Raw genomic sequence first — 20,337 nt, 5'->3', positions numbered from 1 at the left:
CGCAAAATCCTGCCCTTTTTAAGGAAAAGCGGCAAGTTTAGACTTATTTTCGACTGAGCAGATTTAACACCACGGTTAGTAATATGCTCAAAATTATAGAAGTCGCCAGCGGAAAGTAGAAGGTAAAATTACCTTTTTGATAGTAGATATCCCCCGGCAGTCGGCCGATATTAAACAATTTTCCTAGCCCCAAAAGGAAAAGACCAAGAATCATTATGCCGCCGCCTATGGCTAACAACAACTTACCAAAAGCACTCCAATCACCCACGGTGTTTCTCCTCCCTGTTTTCTACCTCTCCTTTGCGCTTTGGGGCATACCGTTCCTTCTCGCTGAAAATACAGCCACAATACTGCTGTCGATAAAGCCCCAATTCTTTCGACCGTCCTATAGTTTCGGGATAACCTGGCCGGAAATCCTCATAGTAAAAAGAAACCCCCATCTGTTCTCCAACCAGCTCACCAATTTCACGAATCTGTTCGTGTTTCTGAAATGGACTGACCAGGAGGGTGGTAGTGAAAGCGTCAAACTTACCATGACGGGCGATTTGGGCCGCCTGCTTCAGCCGGAGATAATAACAAAACCGGCACCGCTGATGTTCGCGAAAAACCACCTCTCGCAAAAATGGCTCCAACTCGTAGTCGGCATAGTAGATCACCGGCAGGTTGATGGCTTTAGCCAACTGCTCTACCCCCGCTTGGCGTCGGGAAAATTCCTGGTAAGGGTGAATATTCGGGTTGTAGAAATATCCGTGTACCTCATGCCCTTGCTCGCGCAAACGGGGTACAGGATAAGTGGCACACGGCCCACAGCAGATATGCAAAAGGGTTTTCATTACCGCTCACCTACCATCTTTAAAAAATCAGTGCTCAGGATTTTGTCCCTTTTACACCTAAATCAAAGCTTTAAAACCTGCTGCTTATTTTCGGCCGCCGGCTCGGCTGTCGGAAATGGCAGACCCAGGTGCTCATAAGCTCGCACCGTGGCTATTCTACCTCGCGGGGTACGTTGCAAAAATCCTAGCTGCATGAGAAACGGCTCGACCACATCTTCCACCGTCTCCGTTTCCTCGCTCAAAGCAGCGGATAAAGTATCAAGCCCAACCGGTCCACCGCCAAACTTCTGAATGATCGTCAAAAGCAACTTCCGGTCCAGGGCATCCAGACCGAGATGGTCCACTTCCAGCAGGCGCAGTCCCGCGTCAGCCACCTCCTGCGTGATCACCCCATCCCCCTTCACCAGGGCGTAATCGCGCACGCGCTTCAGCAGGCGGTTAGCAATCCGGGGTGTGCCGCGCGCTCGTCTGGCGATCTCCCTGGCGCCACCCGCGTCAAGCTGCACCTGGAGGATCCGGGCGGCCCGGTTGAGGATTTGCTCCAGTTCTTCCACGGTATAGAAATCCAGTCGGCTCATCACGCCGAAGCGGTCTCGCAGCGGCGAGGTCAGGAGGCCGGCGCGGGTCGTCGCCCCGATGAGGGTGAACGCTGGCAGCTCTAAACGGATGGAACGGGCACTCGGCCCCTTACCAATCACAATATCCAGGTGAAAATCTTCCATCGCCGGGTAGAGAATCTCTTCTACCATCCGGCTTAAACGATGAATTTCATCAATAAAAAGAACATCACCCGGTTCAAGGTTGGTTAAAATCGCTGCCAGGTCACCGGGCCGTTCAATCGCGGGCCCTGAAGTCCTGCGGATATGCACCCCTAACTCCACGGCAATGATATTCGCCAGGGTGGTTTTCCCCAATCCGGGTGGACCATATAGCAAAACATGGTCCAACGTTTCGCCACGGGCCCTGGCTGCTTCAATAAAAATCTTTAAATTTTCCTTTGCTTTACCCTGACCAATATAATCAGCCAACCGCTGGGGTCTTAAGGAGGCCTCCATTTCCCAGTCTTCCATTTGTTGCTGCCTCGCGACAAGGCGTTCTTCCATGTTCCTCACCTACCCTTTGGCCAAGTACTGTAAAGCCAATCTAATTATTCGCTGCAGATTCACATCCTCACCGGAAATTGAGCGAATCTGCTCCAAGCACCCTCGAATCTCATGCGGTTGATACCCCAGGGCTAATAAAGCCTGACTAGCTTCGGCGTAAACGTCCGCTCCCTCCGTCAAGGGCTCGGTCCGCCAGCCACCCGTTTCAGCCCAGCCATTTGCAAGATCCGCAAGATTAGACCGACCAATCTTATCTTTTAACTCAACCAAAAGCCGCTGAGCTGTCTTTTTTCCTACACCGGGAAGTTTAGTCAGCCAGGAAACGTCCTCGCGCAGCACCGCTTGGCTCAGATCCGCCACCGAGGCGGCGGATAGGATGCTCAGCGCTGCTTTTGGCCCAACACCGGATACCTCAATTAAAAGCAGAAAGAACTCGAGTTGGGCGGCTTCCCGGAAGCCAAACAATTGGATGGAGCCTTCCCGTACATGCAGGTAGGTGTGCATCTCGATTTCCTCACCAAGTGTCGGTAGTTGAGCCAGGGTTCGGCTGGAAGTATAAACGTGGTAACCAACGCCATTAACATCAAGTATCAGACTGTCTGGACGAACTGCGTGCAGTCGTCCCCGCAGAAAGGCGATCATCATTGGTTCCTCTCCATCAACGTTTGTTTCAAGCGATAAGAATGGGCATGACAAACCGCAATGGCCAGCGCATCGGCGACATCGTCAGGCTTTGGGATCTGGGGAAGACCCAACAGACTTCTGACCATGAGCTGAACTTGTCGCTTCTCCGCTCGACCGTAGCCAACCACGGCCTGCTTGACCTCCAAAGGAGTATACTCGTGAATCGCCAGTCCTGCCCTGGCCGCAGCCAGAATAATCACGCCCCGCGCCTGGCCTACAGTTATGGCCGTCCGCGTGTTCCGGTTAAAAAACAATTCTTCTACCGCCAGTTCTGTTGGTTGGTAATGCTGGATGATCTCGCTTAGCCCGTTGAACAGCCTCTCCAGCCGTTCGGCGATTGTTAAGGCTGGCGTCGTCTCTATCGCTCCAAAACCAAGCACTCTCAGGGCTGGTTTGACTTGCACCACTCCATATCCAGTCAGGGCGATGCCCGGGTCAACCCCCAGGATTACCATTAGCTTCCTCTCCTCTCTCCTAGAACACTATTCGCCACCGCCAGGATATCTCCTTTTTTTCTCCTCCTCCCATAAAGAAAAAGCATAGGCAGCTATCTGCACCCATGCCTCAATTAATTTACGTGATTACTGGTACTCGTCTAAACTGTCCAGCGCCTGCTGCAGATCATCAGAATTGGCAAATTCCAGCATACCCAGGCGGATCTGCTCGCGCAGTTCTGGCGGAAGTCGAGCCACATTGATCTCGGTTACCTTCTCCACTTCGCGGTCAATTCCCATCGGCCCGATAAAAATAGCCACCCGACTGTCTATCACCCCCAGATGCCGTTTCTGGGCATCTGCCGGGCAAAACCCATCTAGCGTCTGCTGTATGATAATCCGATCCGGGCCATCAATCTTGACCTGCCACCCCTGACTGGCCGGGTAGCGTTCTTTCAATTGCTTAACTGATAACCCCTCCAGGGCTGAATCAACCTCAACTGGCACCACCTGCGTGTGCTGGCATAAGGAATAGGTCTGCTGCACGGTGATTTTGGTGGTGGCAGTAATTGGCCCCAACCAGCTCTGCCCCAGTTCAACTGCCACTGGTGACTCATTAAGCGGATTGCGGGGCTTGTTTAGCAATGGCCAAATGAAGACCACCAGGAAGACGGCCAAGACGCTGAGAATACCCAATAAGAATACCGGGAACCAATTTCTTTTTTGTTGCGAGCCGACCACGGCCGCCCCTCCTTTCTTGGGTACTTCATAATGCAATATCGCACTGATTTTCTATAATAATTTCCATAAATGGTATATATTATACCTCCTGCAATTCCCACCAGGGATGATCATTTTTTTGTCGAATCTTCTTTGCAGTAAGGTTTCGCGCCAGAAAGGAGTTTACATGAACAAGATCAAGATTACGGCTGCACTGCTGGTCGGTTTACTCACCCTTGGTCTCGCCTCCACTACCTTCTCCCATTCCACCTGGTTTACTCCACCCAAGTTTACTCCGGCGGTTATTTTTCCTGCACTGGAAACCACCGTAGGGGGAACATTGGAGCCAACCGTTCCAGCGGCTAACCGTACCGAAGAAACCGAAGAAACGACCAACAGAGCCAACAATGACCAAAGCATTTCGTTAGAGAACAATAAATCAGTGGGTGAGACCACCTTGAAAATTACGGATACAGTGGTCAACCAGAAGCCAACACCGGCCAGCAAAGACCAGTCAGCCAACGAAAAGAGCCGGCAAGATTCGCCATCCAAAACAACACAATCCCGGACCATTGCCTCCCGCGGTGTAAGCAGTCGAGGTTTTATCTGGCCCGTGCAAGCTCGGATCAGTTCTTACTACGGCCCAAGAGGAGGCCGGCTACATAAGGGGTTAGACCTCGCCGCCCCCACCGGTCAACAGATCAAAGCCGCCAGAACCGGAACCGTCATCTATAGCGGCTGGGTTACTGGATACGGCCAAACCATCATGCTTGATCACGGCGATGGCCTGCTGACCCTCTACGGTCACTGTTCCAAGCTCCTGGCCCAAACCGGCCAGAAAGTCAGCCAGGGTGAAGTAATCGCCCTGGTCGGCAGTACTGGACGTTCGACCGGCCCCCACCTGCATTTTGAAATTTTAGTTAATGGACAAGCTGTAAATCCTCTACTGTACCTGCCTTGAAGAAAAAACCTAGTAATTACAAAAACCCGATGGATCAACGATCCCCCCTGTTGATTCCATCGGGTTTTCTCTATTCCTTAACTTTTTTCTTTATCTCGGTTTGATTTCCGTTCGGTCCACCTATTATCTACTGGACGTCAGCCCTGTTCACATCCAACAACTGTTTTAGTCTCCTGCCCTCGGCGTCACCCAAAAGTTTCATGGCTTTTTTGTTTGCTTCAATGATCGCCTGTGTTAAAGGCTCCTCGAGACTTCTACCTTTATCGGTAATTATTACCTGTAAAGCCCGGCGGTCATGTAAATCAGGATGCCGCTCAATCAAACCTTTTTGTTCTAGCCGGTCTAAAACACTGGTGATCGTTGAACTATCTAAGGAAAGGCGCTCCGCCAGTTGCTTGACTGATTGCCCATTATTGTCCCACAAACATTTTAAAATCGCATATTGACCGGGGGTAACTCCATAAGGCTCCAACTCCGCCTTGAAAAGCTGATGTACAGATTGTTGCACCTTTGTCAGTAAAAAATTTATGCATTGTTCTAATTCCATACCCCAGATCTCCTTCTTTTTAGCCGTAACGGTAGATAACTCCAAATCCGCCTCGGGGATATTGCCAGGTGATCGCTCCCGGGTGAGAGCAAACCACACGGCAAGTACCACATTCGAGACAGCCAACGGGGTCAAAACTGATTTCACCATCTTTGATCGAATAAAGGCCCGCAGGACAGGCGAAACGACAGGGTTTGCTCTCACACCGCCCGCAGATTTGCCTATCTAAAATAATGTGCTTTGCCTCATCATCAACAGAGAATTTATTGATCGACAGTAACTGTTCAGTACTCAGGCGCTTCACAGAACCCGGCCCCCTTTCCAGGCGTCGCTGGCCAATTGCGTTAAGGAAATCTGGTATTTTTTGATCTGGGCCATGATCTTGCCCAGCAGGTGGACTGGCGGGGCATCGCTAACCGTAAACATTTCCGCCGCAATCCCAGTGGCCAGCTGCGGGTAAAGGCGGTAAAGGCGCTGATTCTCCAGAAAATGGGGCACCTGGTGATAAAAATCCAGATCGCGCCAAACGAAACTCTTTTTTAAGATATCCTGGTACACGCTAAGCCCCCGCTGCGAGAAATCGTGGCGGGCTTTAGCTTCCATGACAGCCTGGGCTGCCGCTTCCCCTGAACCAATGGCCAGGTCCATCCCGCGCACCAGGTAGCCCAGGTTGAGTACAAAGCCGGCGGCATCACCCACCACCAGGATCCCGTTACCAACCAGCCGCGGCATCATGTGCAAACCCGCCTCGGGAACGAGATGAGCCGAATACTCTGCGACCCGCCCACCCTCAATCAGGGGAGCGATGAAAGGTTGGGCCTTAAAGTCCTCTAAAAGTTCACTGATTTGATACGGGTACCGCTGCAGTTCAGCGGCATTAATCACGAGTCCTAAGGAGACGCTGTTTTTGTTGGTATACAGGAATCCACCGCCCTGTATGCCCCGGGTGCAGGACCCGACAAAGAGGTGAGCAGCCCCATTATTTCCCGTCAGCTGAAACCGCTGACTGATGGTTTCTGCTGGTAGTTCGATCACCTGTTTGACGCCGGTCGCCACCTGACGCGGGGATAATCTCGGTCGTAACCCTGCCTTTTCCGTAATCAGCGAATTAGCCCCGTCCGCAGCGATAACGACATCGGCCAGGAGTTCGTCGTCGCCGGCCCGCACCCCAACAACCCGGCCATTTTCCAGCAGCACATCGTCTACCCGGATATTGCAGGCCAGCATGGCCCCCGCCTCTTCAGCTTTACTGGCCAGCCAGGCATCAAATTCCGCCCGCAAGAGGGTAAAGGAGTGGTAGGGAGGGGTAGCCCAGTTGTCTTCCTGAAAGGTTAAGGAAATGCTTTTATCCCCGGCTATCATGGTGACCGTTTCGCGGACAACTGGTCTTTCGAGCGGGGCTTCTTCCCAGAAGTTGGGGATGATCCGGTTCAGGGCAAAACTGTACATCCGACCTCCGAACATATTTTTGCTGCCAGGTGATTCTCCCCGCTCGATAAGAAGGACATCCAGACCAGCTTTGGCCAGGAGGTAAGCGGCCGTGCTCCCCGCTGGACCCGCACCGATGATGATAGTAGTAAACTTTTCTGCCGCCATTTCAGCTCACCTTACTTCCCTAAAGCCTTTTTGCATTCCTCGGTCAGTTTGGGAAGGACATCGTACAGGTCACCGACGATCCCGTAATCAGCGGTATCAAAGATCGGCGCGTTTTCGTCACGGTTGATGGCACAGATCACTTTGGCATCACGAATGCCAGTGGTGTGCTGGATCTGGCCAGAGACTCCGACACCGATGTAGAGTTCCGGTTTGACTTTTTCCCCCGACAGACCGATGTAGCTCCGTTCCGGCAGCCAGTGCAATTCCTCGGCCAGCGGCCGGGTACAGGCGATTACCCCGCCGATTGTTTCCGCCAGTTCCTGAGCCAGCTTCAGATCAGCTTGATTTTCAAAACCGCGGCCAACGCAAACCAACACCTTTGCTTCCGTGATGTCCCCAGCAGCGTGTTCCCGGGGCTTCCGGCTGAGTATTTTTACGCCAGACGGCGGCGGTGGGGCAAGTTCCCGGACCACTCCCTGCCGGCCGTTCTGGGGGGTAGCGGGAGCAAACATGCGCGGTGGGACCGTCGCCATCTGGGGGCAGGTTAAACAGACAACGGTTTGCACTGCCGCTCCTCCGTAGATCAGCCGGTCCATAACTAACTTTTGCTGGGTTTCGTCAAAGTTTAAACCAATGCAGTCACTGCCCAGGCCGGTGTTGAGCCGGGCAGCAATCCGCGCCGCCATCTCTTTGCCCTGGGAAGTTCCAGCAACCAGGAAAATATCCGGGTCATTTTGTCGGGCTTCCTCGGCAATAACCGGGACGTAGGCAGAAAGCGGCTGCTCGTCAGCCAGCGGCGGCATAATAAGTACCTCATCGGCCCCGTGGAGAATGTACTCCTGGGCCTGGTTCAGGTCAGCGCTGACTAGGGCCACCAGTCTGGTCCCCAGCCTGGTGGCTATCTCTCGACCGATATTTAACAACTCAAGGGTCTGCTCCCGACGATCGGCTAAAATCCAAACCCCAGCCATATCTTTTTTCACCCCTTTAAGCGATTACCCCTTCTTTAAGCAGGGCTTCGACAAACTTGCTGATTTCCGTCGGCTCGGCCCCAAACTTCTGGCAGTTTCGCTCCATCGTTGTCCCCCGAACCTTGAGCGTCTGCAGACACGGAGTAAAGGTTTGATTTAAATCCTTGACGGTAATCTCAACAATAGGTTTCTTGTTCGCTTCCAGGGTCTGCTTTAGCCCCGGAATCCTGGGTGTATTGATATCCGGTAAAACGGTAACCAGAGCAGGCAGGGTTAAGGCAACCACTTCGATTCCGTCGTCAATTTTCCGTTCGGCGATGAGTTGCTCGCCATCTAGGGTCAGTTTGTTGACGAAGGTGGCACACGGGATACCCAGCAGTTCAGCCAGGCGCGGTCCAACCTGTTGGGCATAGAGGTCGCTGGAACCTTCACCACAGATTATTAAGTCGTACTCGATTCTGGTCTGGATTGCCTTGGCCAAGATCGCCGCTGTTTGCGCTGGCTCAAGTTCGGTAAAAGAAGAGTCGTTGACAAAATATGCTTTTTCCGGGCCGCGCGCAAGGACATCCTTTAAGCCCTTTTTCGCCGCCGGTGGACCAACTGTAATCGCGGCCACACTTCCACCGTGTTGTTCAAAAAGCCGTACTGCCTCCTCAATGGCGTTGCGGTCGTAGTCGCTGATCTTGTAGCTAACCCGTTCAAGGAGCAGTTCCCGAGAATCAGCCACTACTTTGATATCGGCTTCATCGATTACCCATTTGAAACAGGTGATGATTCTGGGCATATTTGCCCCCCTCCAATCTTCTACCGCAGCAGGTTACCCGCGATCACCATCCGCTGAGCTTCCGAAGTACCTTCATAAATTTCGGTAATCTTGGCGTCACGCATTAAACGTTCGACTTTCTGCCCCTTGATATAGCCGTAGCCGCCAAAGATTTGCACAGCTTTGGAGGTGTGACGGGAGGCCATTTCCGCCGCGAAGACTTTGGCCATTGAGGCTTCCTTGGTGTACGGCAAGCCCTGGTCTTTCAGCCAGGCGGCGTAATAGGTGAGGAATCTGGCCGCCTGAATATCGGTCGCCATATTAGCGATCATCCACTGGATCGCCTGGTTGGCCGAGATTGGCCGGCCAAACTGAATTCTTTCCTTAGAATATCTGATGGATTCGTCCATAGCTGCCTGGGCGATCCCCACAGCCTGGGCCGCAACACCGATCCGACCGTTGTCGAGGGTTGACATGGCGATGCGGAAACCCTGGCCCTCCTGCCCCAGCAAATTTTCTTTGGGGATCCGGCAGTCTTTGAGGATGATCTCTGAGGTTTGGGAAGCCCGAATCCCCATTTTATAAAAATGCTCGCCCACCTTCAAACCGGGGGCTTCCTTGGGGACGATAAAGGCGCTCATGCCCTTGGTGCCTTTCGCTTTGTCAGTGAGCGCGAAGACCACAAAGGTATCAGCTACCGGTCCATTGGAGATAAAAGTCTTGGTGCCATTCAGCACCCACTCATCTCCGTCCAGGTGGGCGGTGGTGGTGGCCGCTCCGACATCGGTACCCGCACCAGGTTCAGTCAGGGCAAAGGCCCCAATTTTCTGCCCTTTGCACAGGGGAACCAGATACTTTTTCTTCTGTTCTTCAGTACCAAAGTGGAAAATTGGGCCGCTGGCCAGCACGGTGTGGCAGGAAAGGGTAAACCCCGTTGCGGCGCAGGAACGGGAAAGTTCCTCAATAACGATGGTAAAGGTTAGGAAATCAACCCCCGCTCCGCCGTATTCCTCGGGGTAAGGCATCCCCATATAGTCCATTTCGGCCAGCTTGGCAATTACTTCGGCCGGGTAACGGCTGTTTTCATCGATTTCCACAGCGATGGGGTCAACATACTGTTTGGTAAACTCGCGCATATTGGCCCGGATTAATTCTTGCGTTTCAGTTAGTTTAAAATCCACAACAAGCATCTCCTTTCTAAGATAGTGGTTAACATTCCGTCAGTTCGTTTTAATTTAAATATAGTTTGAATGCAAATTGTTTGTCAACAATATATTTTATATCCATACATAATTTTATATAATTTTTATATAATTTTTCCAAAATAAATCTAGAGCAATATAGAGCCCATACAAAAAGGCTGTTGAGCGATTACCTAGCAACAGCCTTTTAATATGAGCTAGCTTCCCGGTAAACAAGGTTCGTCATTATCCACCCATCATTTCATCTGGAATATCAAAATTGGCGTATACATTCTGGACATCGTCATGGTCTTCGAGCATTTCCATCAGCCTTAACATCTGACTGACCTGGTCAGGGTTGGTGAGCTGGACGGTTGTTTGCGGCACCATGGTTACTTCAGCCACAGAAAACTTAAGCCCTTCCCTGGCCAGCGCTTCTTTGACCGCCTCAAAATCCTCCGGGCTGGTCGTGATCTCCGCTTCCCCGTCTTCTACTTTTATATCTTCTGCTCCCGCTTCCAAACACATGAGCATCAATTCGTCTTCGTCCTTCTGATTTTCCGCGAGGTCAACAATCAGCAACCCTTTGCGGTGAAACATCCAGGCCACACAACCGCTTTCCCCCAAACTGCCGCCATTGCGGGAAAAAATGTGGCGGATCTCCGCTGCTGTGCGGTTACGATTGTCAGTAGCAATATTCAGCAAGATGGCGACTCCCGCCGGACCGTAGCCTTCGTAAGTTACCTCTTCGTAATTAACCCCTTCAATCTCGCCTGTTCCTCTTTGGATGGCCCGCATGATATTTTCATTTGGCATGTTGGCTTCTCTGGCTTTCTGAATAGCCGTCTTCAAGCGCATGTTCACATTGGGGTCACCACCACCGGCTCTGGCCGCCATAATCAATTCCCGGCCAATCTTCGTAAAAAGCTTGCCCCGCTGCGCATCCATTTTGGCCTTTTTATGCTTGATGTTCGCCCACTTGGAATGACCTGACACGGCTTCAAACCTCCTTTCCCCCAATTTCAGCACTATTTTAACACACCGGTTTCCCAACACGCAATGGCAGCAGGATTCTGCCCTAGCGTCTAACCAGTTGCCGGTCGGTCCGCTGGAAGCTGGGAGGGAGTTGCCGTTTATGCTCTGAACGCCGGTGCAGTTCCTCGATACGCGCCAGATGATCGGCGGGAATCGGTTTCCCGTCCAGGTAATCGTCAATCATCTCATAGGTGGTGCCCATCTCAGCCTCATCTGTTTGCCCCAGCCACAGCCCAGCCGAGGGTGGCTTGTTAATGATGCGGTCAGGAACGCCCAACTCCCGGGCCAGGGCCCGCACTTCCCGTTTGGTAAACTGGATGAGCGGCAGCAGATCGACCCCGCCATCGCCGTATTTAGTAAAATAACCGGTATACGCTTCGGCGGCGTTGTCGGTTCCTACCACCAAATAATTTAACAGGTTGGCAATTGAATAGAGAGTACCCATGCGGAGCCGGGCACGCAGATTGGCATCAGCCAGGCGGTCATTGGCTCTGAACTCATAACCCTGGGTAGTCAGACGGTCGCGAACATTGTCATAGATTAACTGGTGTGGCTCACTGAGCTCAACCTGGACGCGTTTCAACCCGACCACCTCGGTCACCAGTCTGGCGTCCTGCTCGTCACGCGGATCACTGTGACACGGCATGATTACCCCGATTGATGCCTCGGGAAAGGCTTTCTTCGCCAGCGCCGCCACAGTCGCCGAATCAACACCACCACTTACCCCGACTACCAATCCCTGGGCATTGGCTTCTTTAACTTTGGCCCGCAGCCATTCGACAATCAAGTCAATCTGGTCAGTCAAATTTGGCATACATCAACCCCCTGCTCGCATCTTAATAGGAACCAGCCTGACCTGGCCCCAGGCAGCCAACTGATCGTCCTTAATCACCACCGCCCCGAGCACCCCGGGAATAGTCTGGGCCAGCTCTACCGCTTTTTGGACATCAACCTTGGTTTGCACAACGTTGCCGACCGCTGTCGCGGCAGCATCCGCCAGAGCGGCTGATTTGGCAATCAAGACCGCCGCATCAGCCTGGCCAAAACTGAATGAGGGGCCAACCGTCCCGGAAGAAGTGCAGACACCAACCGGTGTGGTGTCTGGCTGTATTTCTAACCCCAAACGGTTGCTGAAAGGGGAGGTGCCGGCAAAAATACCGATGGTGCGCGGTACTCGAGTGACTAAAAAGATGTCCCCCCCATTTTCCACGATGACTTCGCAGACGGCCGACAGTAGCTCCCGGCCGATAAATTCAGCCATCGCCCCGGCCACCGCCGCCATCGGACCAACCCCCGCCTGCCAGGCAGCCTCATTCATGGTCCTGGCGATCGGCGGGGCATCTTGCCGCAGTATGTGGGGAGAAAACGTGGTACGGAAGAGTGGGTCAACCGCAATATATTCTTCCAGAGCTTGACGGTAACGCCAAGTTAACTCATAAGCAAGTTCTTCTACGCCCGGGTTGAAACTCGGGCGATCCACACTGATATAGAGATCGCTCTCTTTAATAACCACCCGAAAATGGACCAGGTCATCCTGTTTAACCTGCTCTCGGTATACTCTGGATACATACATGATTCCATTCTCCTAGAAGCGGAACTCCACCGCCCTTACCGGACAGGCCAGCACACACATGCCGCAAACGACACACTTAGTGTTGTCAAATGCTACTTCCATGGAAGGTCGCTGAATGTGAAGCGCGGCGACCGGGCAGACACCAGTACAGGCTCCACAACTGGTGCACCGTTTTTCGTCCCAGACCACCGTTTGGCTCAAGGGCTCAACGCTTACCCCCAGGTGTTCTAAAAATTTGATCCCTTCGCCATAGTTGTCAGGCCGGCCGGTCAACTCCAAAACCAAAGAACCCTCCTTACGCGGGTTGATGTCCGCCTTCAGAATATTTACCGTCAGGTCAAAATCTTTGACCAGTCGGTAAATGATCGGTTGCTCGACAATACTGGCAGAAAATCGTTGCACTACCTTTTTACTGATCACGTGATTTTCCCCCTTATCCTCATTCTCTTACTAATCAGCTACCGGCCATTGCCGTTCTTCTCGAGAAGTGGTTTAATGGTGATCCCCGCCTCAACTGAAGGCAGCAACTGAACTGGTTCAGTCAAGAGAAATTCTCCCTTCAGGATCCATTCCTTCAGCCTTTGGGCAATCATTCTGGCCCTAGGATAACTGGACAAGGGGTTCGTGGGAACTTCTTTGCCATTAATGATAATCTTGCCTGATTTCAACTCGGCATAACTGACCAGCCCCAGGTTACCACCAGTTCCCAGGGGGTAGGCCTCACTGTAGTCAACAACCGGGCAGAAGATCTCGGCATCAGAGACAGCAGTATAGCTAAGGATTTCCTCACTCAAAATCGGGATCGGCACCCCAATGCCAACCGTCAGGGTGGCGCCGTAACCAACAAAACTTGTCCCGCGCAACCATTCCGGACTCATCTGTTTCAGGTCGCCAATAACGGCCAGGGTACCCGCGCCGCCCAGGGGAACCCCGTTTTCACCCCGCGGGACAGAAGGATTGTGCTGGGTACCGTGCCAGGCCACATACCCGATCCCTCCACCCAGGAAGATCCGGGTGCCAACGCCGATCGTTTTGAAATACGGGTCGTTTAACAGCGGGCTGAGTTGCCCCGCGCTACTGTAGCTAGCATTCCCCAGGTTTGGTTTGAGAATGCCCATGTAAGTATAGATCGTCTGATTGGAAAGATTGACCGCACAGTTATAATTCTGATAACAGTTGCGCGGATTAAACAGGATCGCCTCATTGATGTCATCCAGGGTAATTGTTGTTTCGATCTTTTTCCGGGGGTAACAGTTGGTTGGGTAGGCAATGGCCTCCAGGCGAATTGGTCGACGGGCAACCAGGTCCTCAATCACGTGGCCCCCTCCGTACACAAACTTGCCCGGAAAGACCTTGTTCTCCGGGTCATTCTCCGGCAGTTCAGTCGCCCCTAGATACGCGTCAACCGCAGCGATCCCGGCGTAGGCGCTGACTCCATTCAGCCACACTTTTTTCATCTTCATGCGGGGTTTGGGATGGCCAAAATTCAGGAACACCCCGGATGAACACATCGGGCCAAAGGTCCCGGTGGTGACCACATCTACCTCTCGGGCAACCTGCTCAATCCCCTTCTCCGCAACCAGGTCGATCACTTCCTCAGCTGTAACGACTACCGCTTTCCCCGACTTGATTTTTTCGTTGATTTCGGCATAAGTTCTTAACTGGCTCACCCTATACTCCTCCTTTTCTCTCTGCAGATCTAAGACTATTTAAACTTAGTCATAAAAAGTCTTGTATATTTGTCTACCCCAATAGCTCCTTCGCTTTCAGCACGGCAGCGCGAGCATCAGCCGCGTAACCGTCGGCCCCAATCTTAGCAGCGTAATCGGCAGTCACCACCGCTCCCCCCACCATCACCTTGGTCTTGACACCTCGCGCCCGCATTGCGGTAATCACCTCCGCCATTCTGGGCATGGTGGTAGTCATCAGGGCACTCAGACCAACAATGGTGGCTTGCTCTCTAACCGCCGCCTCAACAATTGTCGCCGTTGGAACATCCCGTCCCAGGTCAACCACCCGCCAACCGTAGTTCTCCAGCATCACAGCGACAATGTTCTTGCCTATGTCGTGAATGTCTCCCTGAACAGTGGCCAGGACGATTGTGCCCAGATTCTGCGCTTGTTCCGTGGCTAACCGCGGCTTCACTACCTCAAAGGCAGCTTTCATCGTTTCACCCGCCAGCATTAATTGGGGCAGGAAGAAAATCTTTTTATCATACCGTTCGCCAACTTCCTCGATGGCGGGAATCAGGGTCTGATTAACCAGGACCAGCGGGTCAACCCCTTCCTCCAGGGCTGCCTTCACCAGCGCAGCAATACTGGCTTTCTCGCCATTGAGCACCGCCTGGTAGATCCGCTGCTGTCGGTCACTGCTCGGCTTAGCCGCTTCGCTGGTCGTAATTGGAGCCTCATTTAAAGCAGGTCGGAACTCATCAATATAGCCACGCGCGTATGGATCCCGGCCGGTGAGTACCGCCACTGCCCACAGCCCTTCCCGCATACGCTGGTCAAACGGGTTCATTATTGGTAGATCAAGGCCAAAACCACAGGCCATGGCCAGGAAAGTGGAATTTAATACCTCGCGCCGTGGCAAACCATGAGAAACATTACTGACTCCCAATATGGTTTTGACCCCCAGTTCACGCTTGACCAGTTGAATCGCCCGCAGGGTTTCCATCACCTCGGCCTGCTGGGCGCTGACTGTTTGCACCAGACAATCGATATATATGTCTTCCCGACGGATCCCATACGCTAAAGCCGCGTCAACGATGCGTCGGGCAATCGCCAGACGTCCTTCCGCTGTCGAGGGGATACCGTGACTATCAAGGGTTAAACCGAGTACCGCCGCTCCATATCGTCTCGCCAGCGGTAAAATCGCCTGGAGGCTTTTTGCCTCGCCATTCACTGAATTGATCAGAGGTTTTCCCGCAAAAACCTTCAGCCCGGCTTCAATTGCCTCAGGATTGGTCGAATCGAGGGCCAGCGGAACATCCACCGTGCTTTGAATCTGAAGCACGGCTTTGCGCATCGCCGCTACTTCATCAACACCGGGTACCCCTACGTTCACATCCAGCATCGGTGCTCCCGCGGCCACCTGGGCTTGAGCCTCCTCCACCACATGCAGCATGCGTCCTGCCCTGATATCCTCGGCCAACTTCTTGCGCGCGGTCGGATTAATGCGCTCGCCGATAAATATGGGTCGGCCCTGTTCCTGAATAAACAAGGTCTGACTGCGCCCAGTTAAGGCTGAGACTGGCGGCACAACCCGTTTGACGGGGCGCCGCCCTCGAACCGCCTGGCTGATCGCCCGGATGTGGTCGGGGTTCGTCCCGCAACAGCCCCCCACAATGTTCGCCCCGGCGTCAACCAGCTTCACTGCGTACTCAGCCATGGTGGCCGGGCTCTCCGGATATACGGTTTGTCCGTCAATCAGCACTGGTAAGCCCGCATTGGGCTGAACCACCAGGGGCAGGTCGGTCACCATCGCCATCGCGGTGATCACCTTCAGCAGTTCCGCCGGCCCACCCGAGCAGTTGGCCCCAACCGCACTCGCCCCCAGAGTAGTCAAAACAACTGCCGCCGTAACCGGGTCGGTTCCCAGCATGGTTCGCTGGCCACCTTCGAAGGTCATTTGGCAGATCACGGGAACAGGGCCACTGTCCCTGGCCGCAAGCATCGCGGCTCTGATCTCCTGCAGATCGCTCATTGTCTCCAAACTGATCAGGTCGGCGCCAGCCTGCACCGCCGCCGTGACCTGTTCCCGGAAAGCCGCGTAAACTTCATCAAAAGTTGTCTCGCCGAAAGGCTCGATCAACTGTCCAGTCGGGCCAATAGAAACCGCGACCAGAGCACGGTCACCCGCGGCCTGTTTGGCCAGTCTAACCGCCGCCTTGTTTATTTCGGCCACCTGGTTACCCAGGCCAAATTCACGCAATTTAAACCGGTTTCCGCCAAAGGTGTTGGTCTGGATGATGTCCGCCCCGGCCGCAACGTAGAGCCGGTGAATTCTTTGCACCACTTCGGGGTGATCGATATTCCAGCGTTCTGGACATTCTCCAGGTTTGAGGCCACACGATTGCAGCATGGTCCCCATGGCCCCGTCCAGCACCAAGATTTTTTCCTTGAGCAAATCAAAAGATTTCTGCACGCCAGACCTCACTCTCCCCCATCACATATTGAACACCATAAAAAAACCTCTTCAGATGAAGAGGTTTTTTCGCTGCCTGTCTCGCCCTCCCTCTCATCTTTCAGAATTGAAAATTCTGTGGGAATTGGCACCTGGCCTCGTCGCGAAGCTGGTTGCCGGGTTTCATCGGGCCCGTCCCTCCACCTCTCTTGATAAGAGTGCTCTCGCTTTGAAGTTGTTTCCCATAGAATATCATGAGATCAGAACTGTGTCAATAAACAATTGCCCTAATCAAGTTTTTTCTTTCTCTTTTTCCTTTTCTTCTTCTTTCAGCCCATCTTCCACCTGACGTTTGATATCCGCCGAGGCCCGTTTAAACTCATTTATGCTCTTCCCCAATGACCGACCAACTTCCGGCAATTTTCCTGGTCCAAAAATAATCAGGGCAATCACAAGAATGAGAATAAGCTCCCATGGTCCAACACTTGGTATAAATCCAAACACTGACTGCACCTCCTTTACGCTCGTTAATTCGTCATGCCCGCCGGAATTCCTTCTCAAACTGCTTTCCAATATCTGTATAATCAGCGGTCAATTATCTCCACACCCAGAGTTTTCTCCATTTCCCGCAGGGCAAATTCATGGGCGCCCGGATCAAATGTGGCCACTTGATTTTTTAACACCTTGACGCGATAACCCCGCATCCGGGCGTCCGCCGCCGTATAGAGGACGCAAATATTCGTACACACCCCAACCAGAATAAGTTCTTCTACCCCGAGTTCACGCAAGGTCAAGTCAAGCTCTGTCCCAAAAAAGCCGCTGTAACGGCGTTTTGGTATGATAACGTCTTTTTCCTGTGGTGCCAGTTCCGGACAGACCGCAGCCCCCCACGAACCCACCAGACAGTGCGGGGGAAACATTCTAAACTCCGCGTCGTCTGGGCGGTGCCGGTCACAGACGTAGAGCACGGGCACATTATTTCTTCGCGCCTCGGCTAGTTCAGATTGGATAGGTTTAATGATTTCCTGACCGGCCTCACCAATGTACAAAGACCCGTTTTCCTGCACAAAATCATTAAGCATATCAATGATCATCAATGCTTGCTTCAATTTTACTCCCTCCCTGCTCAAATTATGGATGGTTCAATCAATGATTCCCTGTTCCCAGTATTCAACACCCCTGAAAAAAATCCTGTTACTGCCGCGAAAATTGAGACTCAGCCCGCTATGATTTTCTAAAAAAAATAACCCTGGTAATAATGGCAGGATTTTGGCAAAAAACGTCTAAGTACTATGTAGTTTGTAATATATGTTCAAATATGTTCAAAAACTGATCAGCAAAGGAGGGAGGTGTTTATTCAGAAGAAAATCTTTGAAGTTTTGTACAACCCACGAGGCTGGACTGCCCCGGCAGAGGCCTCCCGGTACCGACTGACCGAAGTACCGTGATCAGGACAATCATAGCGATTCCTTTGAGAGGGGAGGTATTCCAGTGCTGCACGCATTATACACAGCCAGTTCAGGAATGCAAGCGCAGCAGATGAACATTGACACGATTGCCCATAACCTGGCAAATGTCAACACCACCGGGTTTAAGAAAGCCCGACTTGATTTTCAGGACCTCATCTACATTAATATCAAACAACCAACAGTTACCGCCCAGTACCAAACAACGCCGGTCGGATTATCTGTTGGGCTCGGGGTCCGTAGTGCTGCCACCCAGACCCTGTTTTCTGAAGGCAACCTGGTGCCGACCGGCAACCCGTTTGACCTGGCGATCACTGGCAACGCTTTTTTCAAGGTAGAAGTCCCTGGCCGGGATGAGCCCCTCTACACTAAAGACGGCTCTTTTAAGATCGACAGCGAGGGCAACCTGGTCACGACGGATGGCTACAAATTGGTGGGAGTGGAGGCGCTTGAGCCAGAAGCAACTGACATCTCGATCAGCACCGACGGCAGCGTGACCTACAAGCTGCCGGGTCAAAACGACCGCATCGAGGCTGGTCGAATTGAGCTGGCTAAATTCATTAATCCCGCTGGCCTAGAAAAACTGGGCCGCAACCTGTACGCTGCGACCGCTGCTTCCGGCGAAGCTATCGACTGGGACCCGGAAAGCGATTCCTCGATCACCATTGAACAAGGGTATCTCGAAAGTTCCAACGTCCAGGTGGTTGAAGAAATGATCAACATGATCACTGCCCAGCGGGCTTACGAGATCAACTCCAAGGTTATTCAGGCCTCGGATGAAATGCTGGGAATGGCGAACAACCTTCGCCGCTAATTGCAGGGTATTGAGGTGAGATCCTTGCTGTCTCTGGTAAGTTTAGACTCTTTGCCTGTTCCGACCAAACTCGCCCCGGCCAACGCTAGCCCCGAAGCCAAAGTTACGGGACCAACATTTGTCGAGCAGTTGCAGAAAGCCCGGGAAAATAACGATCAGAAAAAGCTGAAAGAAGTCTGTCAGGAACTAGAGAGCGTTCTGGTTTACCAGATGATCAGGTGCATGCGGGCGACCGTACCTAAAACAGACTTTCTGGGAAACAGCCTGGCGCTTGGCATCTATGAGCAAATGCTGGACGAGAAATACGCCCAGGAGATGGCGAAAACTCGGACCTTTGGCTTGGCCGAGCTGCTTTATGCGCAATTGACCAAGCCCGCTTATAACGCAGGGCCAGGCACATTAAACCGTTACGGTGGAAAACAGGCTTAAAGGGGACAGCGATGGAACTGTCCCCTTGTTATTTCCCGGGGTTTGCTCTTTTTATTCAAGCCAAATTTTTATCCAGGTTTCTGTTCCTTTTTGGGGCTTAACGTGATACAATTGGTTCATGTATAATCATTCAAGAAATCAGTATACGTTTGCATTACTGGTCAATTGACATCTTTCTGAGACAAGGAGGAATTCCCATGCAAATTCGCAAAGCCGTTATAGCTGACGTTAAAGACATGCAGGCCTTAATTAATGGCTACGCCCAAAAAGAGCTAATGCTCTACCGCTCCTTAGCCTCGCTTTATGAAAACATTCGTGATTTTACGCTGGCGGTGGAAGGCAAAAAACTGCTGGGGACCGGCGCCCTGCATGTGGTATGGGAAAATCTGGCGGAAATCCGCTCTGTGGCCGTTGCCCCCGAGTACCTCCACCGGGGGATTGGCCGCCAACTGGTCGAGGCCCTGTTGGCCGAAGCACGGCAACTGGGGATCAGCGAACTCTTTGTCCTGACCTACCAACCGGCGTTCTTCAGCAAGTGCGGCTTTACCGTCATTTCAAAGGACCAGCTCCCGCAGAAGGTCTGGAAGGACTGCGTCAACTGTGTCAAATTTCCCAACTGCGATGAGGTCGCCCTGACCCTTTCTCTCAACTAAATGAAATAAATAAAAAATACACCCCCAACCTTGAGCGAGGTGTATTTTTTGGTCATCAAGCGGTTCACCCAACGATATTTGCGTTAAGATAAACCGCTTGATGATAGAAATACCTCAACGTAAAACCTATTTACCACCGAGCATGGAGATAAACATACCCGCGGCTACCGCCGTTCCGATCACTCCGGCCACGTTCGGCCCCATCGCGTGCATTAAAATCCAGTTGCGCTTGTCCTCGCTTTGCGCCAGCCGATGCATCACCCGGGCTGACATCGGCACCGCCGAAACCCCGGCTGCCCCGATCAGCGGGTTAATTTTTTCCTTCAGGAACAGGTTCATGATCTTGGCGAAAATTATCCCCGTGGCGGTAGCTGTAGCAAAGGCCACCAGACCCAAGCAGAAGATAAACAAAACTTTGGGGCTTAAGAAGGTCTCGGCATTCATGGTCG

Annotated in this window: 25 protein-coding genes and 1 riboswitch; of the genes, 4 read left to right on the top strand and 21 right to left on the bottom strand. The window is 52.5% G+C overall.

The genetic code is table 11. The annotated features are described in order from the left end of the window. Nucleotides 1-43 precede the first annotated feature (43 nt). The 6 genes from HPY81_03505 to HPY81_03480 all read right to left on the bottom strand — a co-directional run bounded on the left by HPY81_03505 (nucleotide 44) and on the right by HPY81_03480 (nucleotide 3,795). Complete coding sequence (locus tag HPY81_03505; GenBank protein NPV26525.1) at nucleotides 44-268, bottom strand: DUF2905 domain-containing protein; 225 nt, start codon at nucleotides 266-268, stop codon at nucleotides 44-46. Continuing rightward, the gene (locus HPY81_03500; protein ID NPV26524.1) at nucleotides 261-833 is read right to left on the bottom strand and encodes an epoxyqueuosine reductase QueH; all 573 of its coding nucleotides are present in this window, start codon (nucleotides 831-833) and stop codon (nucleotides 261-263) included. The genes HPY81_03505 and HPY81_03500 overlap by 8 nt, the downstream gene beginning before the upstream one ends. Nucleotides 834-895: 62 nt before the next feature. Beyond that, the gene (gene ruvB / locus HPY81_03495; protein ID NPV26523.1) at nucleotides 896-1,936 is read right to left on the bottom strand and encodes a Holliday junction branch migration DNA helicase RuvB; all 1,041 of its coding nucleotides are present in this window, start codon (nucleotides 1,934-1,936) and stop codon (nucleotides 896-898) included. 9 nt (nucleotides 1,937-1,945) lie between these two features. Further along, on the bottom strand, nucleotides 1,946-2,581 hold the full coding sequence (gene ruvA / locus HPY81_03490; GenBank protein ID NPV26522.1) for a Holliday junction branch migration protein RuvA: 636 nt from the start codon (nucleotides 2,579-2,581) through the stop codon (nucleotides 1,946-1,948). Next, nucleotides 2,578-3,075, bottom strand: coding sequence for a crossover junction endodeoxyribonuclease RuvC (gene ruvC, locus HPY81_03485; protein NPV26521.1), 498 nt, complete (start codon nucleotides 3,073-3,075; stop codon nucleotides 2,578-2,580). The genes ruvA and ruvC overlap by 4 nt, the downstream gene beginning before the upstream one ends. Nucleotides 3,076-3,201: 126 nt before the next feature. Continuing rightward, entirely contained in the window at nucleotides 3,202-3,795 is a 594-nt protein-coding gene (locus tag HPY81_03480) for a hypothetical protein (GenBank protein ID NPV26520.1), read from the bottom strand. A 106-nt stretch (nucleotides 3,796-3,901) separates the two neighbouring features. Here HPY81_03480 and HPY81_03475 point away from each other — a divergent pair, with 106 nt between their 5' ends. Continuing rightward, complete coding sequence (locus tag HPY81_03475) at nucleotides 3,902-4,735, top strand: M23 family metallopeptidase (GenBank protein NPV26519.1); 834 nt, start codon at nucleotides 3,902-3,904, stop codon at nucleotides 4,733-4,735. A 127-nt stretch (nucleotides 4,736-4,862) separates the two neighbouring features. Here HPY81_03475 and HPY81_03470 read toward each other — a convergent pair whose 3' ends face one another. From HPY81_03470 to HPY81_03405, 14 genes are all read right to left on the bottom strand, one after another. Next, entirely contained in the window at nucleotides 4,863-5,282 is a 420-nt protein-coding gene (locus HPY81_03470; protein NPV26518.1) for a MarR family transcriptional regulator, read from the bottom strand. A 19-nt stretch (nucleotides 5,283-5,301) separates the two neighbouring features. Then, the gene (locus tag HPY81_03465; GenBank protein ID NPV26517.1) at nucleotides 5,302-5,586 is read right to left on the bottom strand and encodes a ferredoxin family protein; all 285 of its coding nucleotides are present in this window, start codon (nucleotides 5,584-5,586) and stop codon (nucleotides 5,302-5,304) included. Beyond that, entirely contained in the window at nucleotides 5,583-6,878 is a 1,296-nt protein-coding gene (locus HPY81_03460; protein NPV26516.1) for an NAD(P)-binding protein, read from the bottom strand. Before HPY81_03460 ends, HPY81_03465 begins: the two co-directional genes overlap by 4 nt. A gap of 11 nt (nucleotides 6,879-6,889) precedes the next feature. Beyond that, nucleotides 6,890-7,849, bottom strand: coding sequence for an electron transfer flavoprotein subunit alpha/FixB family protein (locus tag HPY81_03455; protein ID NPV26515.1), 960 nt, complete (start codon nucleotides 7,847-7,849; stop codon nucleotides 6,890-6,892). A gap of 16 nt (nucleotides 7,850-7,865) precedes the next feature. Then, nucleotides 7,866-8,633 carry an electron transfer flavoprotein subunit beta/FixA family protein gene (locus HPY81_03450; GenBank protein NPV26514.1) on the bottom strand — a complete coding sequence of 256 codons (768 nt, stop codon included), beginning with the start codon at nucleotides 8,631-8,633 and terminating at the stop codon, nucleotides 7,866-7,868. Nucleotides 8,634-8,653: 20 nt separating this feature from the next. Then, nucleotides 8,654-9,793 (bottom strand): acyl-CoA dehydrogenase, encoded by a 1,140-nt coding sequence (locus HPY81_03445; protein ID NPV26513.1) that lies wholly within the window; start codon nucleotides 9,791-9,793, stop codon nucleotides 8,654-8,656. Nucleotides 9,794-10,039: 246 nt separating this feature from the next. After that, entirely contained in the window at nucleotides 10,040-10,789 is a 750-nt protein-coding gene (locus HPY81_03440) for a YebC/PmpR family DNA-binding transcriptional regulator (GenBank protein ID NPV26512.1), read from the bottom strand. Nucleotides 10,790-10,871: 82 nt separating this feature from the next. Beyond that, complete coding sequence (gene nadE / locus HPY81_03435) at nucleotides 10,872-11,642, bottom strand: NAD(+) synthase (protein NPV26511.1); 771 nt, start codon at nucleotides 11,640-11,642, stop codon at nucleotides 10,872-10,874. Between the two features lie 3 nt (nucleotides 11,643-11,645). Continuing rightward, on the bottom strand, nucleotides 11,646-12,404 hold the full coding sequence (locus tag HPY81_03430; GenBank protein ID NPV26510.1) for a UPF0280 family protein: 759 nt from the start codon (nucleotides 12,402-12,404) through the stop codon (nucleotides 11,646-11,648). 9 nt (nucleotides 12,405-12,413) lie between these two features. Beyond that, nucleotides 12,414-12,821: a 4Fe-4S binding protein gene (locus HPY81_03425; protein ID NPV26509.1), complete on the bottom strand. Its 408-nt coding sequence runs from the start codon at nucleotides 12,819-12,821 to the stop codon at nucleotides 12,414-12,416. Nucleotides 12,822-12,859: 38 nt separating this feature from the next. Beyond that, entirely contained in the window at nucleotides 12,860-14,071 is a 1,212-nt protein-coding gene (locus HPY81_03420) for a hypothetical protein (protein ID NPV26508.1), read from the bottom strand. A gap of 73 nt (nucleotides 14,072-14,144) precedes the next feature. Next, nucleotides 14,145-16,547 (bottom strand): dihydropteroate synthase, encoded by a 2,403-nt coding sequence (locus tag HPY81_03415; protein ID NPV26507.1) that lies wholly within the window; start codon nucleotides 16,545-16,547, stop codon nucleotides 14,145-14,147. A 90-nt stretch (nucleotides 16,548-16,637) separates the two neighbouring features. Continuing rightward, nucleotides 16,638-16,745: riboswitch (SAM riboswitch) on the bottom strand. A 72-nt stretch (nucleotides 16,746-16,817) separates the two neighbouring features. Then, nucleotides 16,818-17,018, bottom strand: coding sequence for a twin-arginine translocase TatA/TatE family subunit (gene tatA, locus HPY81_03410; protein NPV26506.1), 201 nt, complete (start codon nucleotides 17,016-17,018; stop codon nucleotides 16,818-16,820). 92 nt (nucleotides 17,019-17,110) lie between these two features. After that, complete coding sequence (locus HPY81_03405; protein NPV26505.1) at nucleotides 17,111-17,635, bottom strand: cysteine hydrolase; 525 nt, start codon at nucleotides 17,633-17,635, stop codon at nucleotides 17,111-17,113. A gap of 382 nt (nucleotides 17,636-18,017) precedes the next feature. Here HPY81_03405 and flgG point away from each other — a divergent pair, with 382 nt between their 5' ends. The 3 genes from flgG to HPY81_03390 all read left to right on the top strand — a co-directional run bounded on the left by flgG (nucleotide 18,018) and on the right by HPY81_03390 (nucleotide 19,888). After that, entirely contained in the window at nucleotides 18,018-18,806 is a 789-nt protein-coding gene (gene flgG / locus HPY81_03400; protein ID NPV26504.1) for a flagellar basal-body rod protein FlgG, read from the top strand. Between the two features lie 15 nt (nucleotides 18,807-18,821). Continuing rightward, nucleotides 18,822-19,235, top strand: a complete 414-nt coding sequence (locus HPY81_03395) for a hypothetical protein (GenBank protein ID NPV26503.1) — start codon at nucleotides 18,822-18,824, stop codon at nucleotides 19,233-19,235. 197 nt (nucleotides 19,236-19,432) lie between these two features. Beyond that, nucleotides 19,433-19,888 carry an N-acetyltransferase gene (locus HPY81_03390; GenBank protein ID NPV26502.1) on the top strand — a complete coding sequence of 152 codons (456 nt, stop codon included), beginning with the start codon at nucleotides 19,433-19,435 and terminating at the stop codon, nucleotides 19,886-19,888. A gap of 126 nt (nucleotides 19,889-20,014) precedes the next feature. Here HPY81_03390 and HPY81_03385 read toward each other — a convergent pair. Then, nucleotides 20,015-20,337: glutaconyl-CoA decarboxylase subunit beta (locus HPY81_03385; protein ID NPV26501.1), on the bottom strand; the 323-nt coding region annotated here is incomplete at its 5' end.

This window comes from Bacillota bacterium (genome assembly GCA_013178045.1).
Taxonomy (GTDB): Bacteria; Bacillota; Ch66; order Ch66; family Ch66; genus Ch66.
This window is presented reverse-complemented; position numbering and strand designations above follow the sequence as displayed.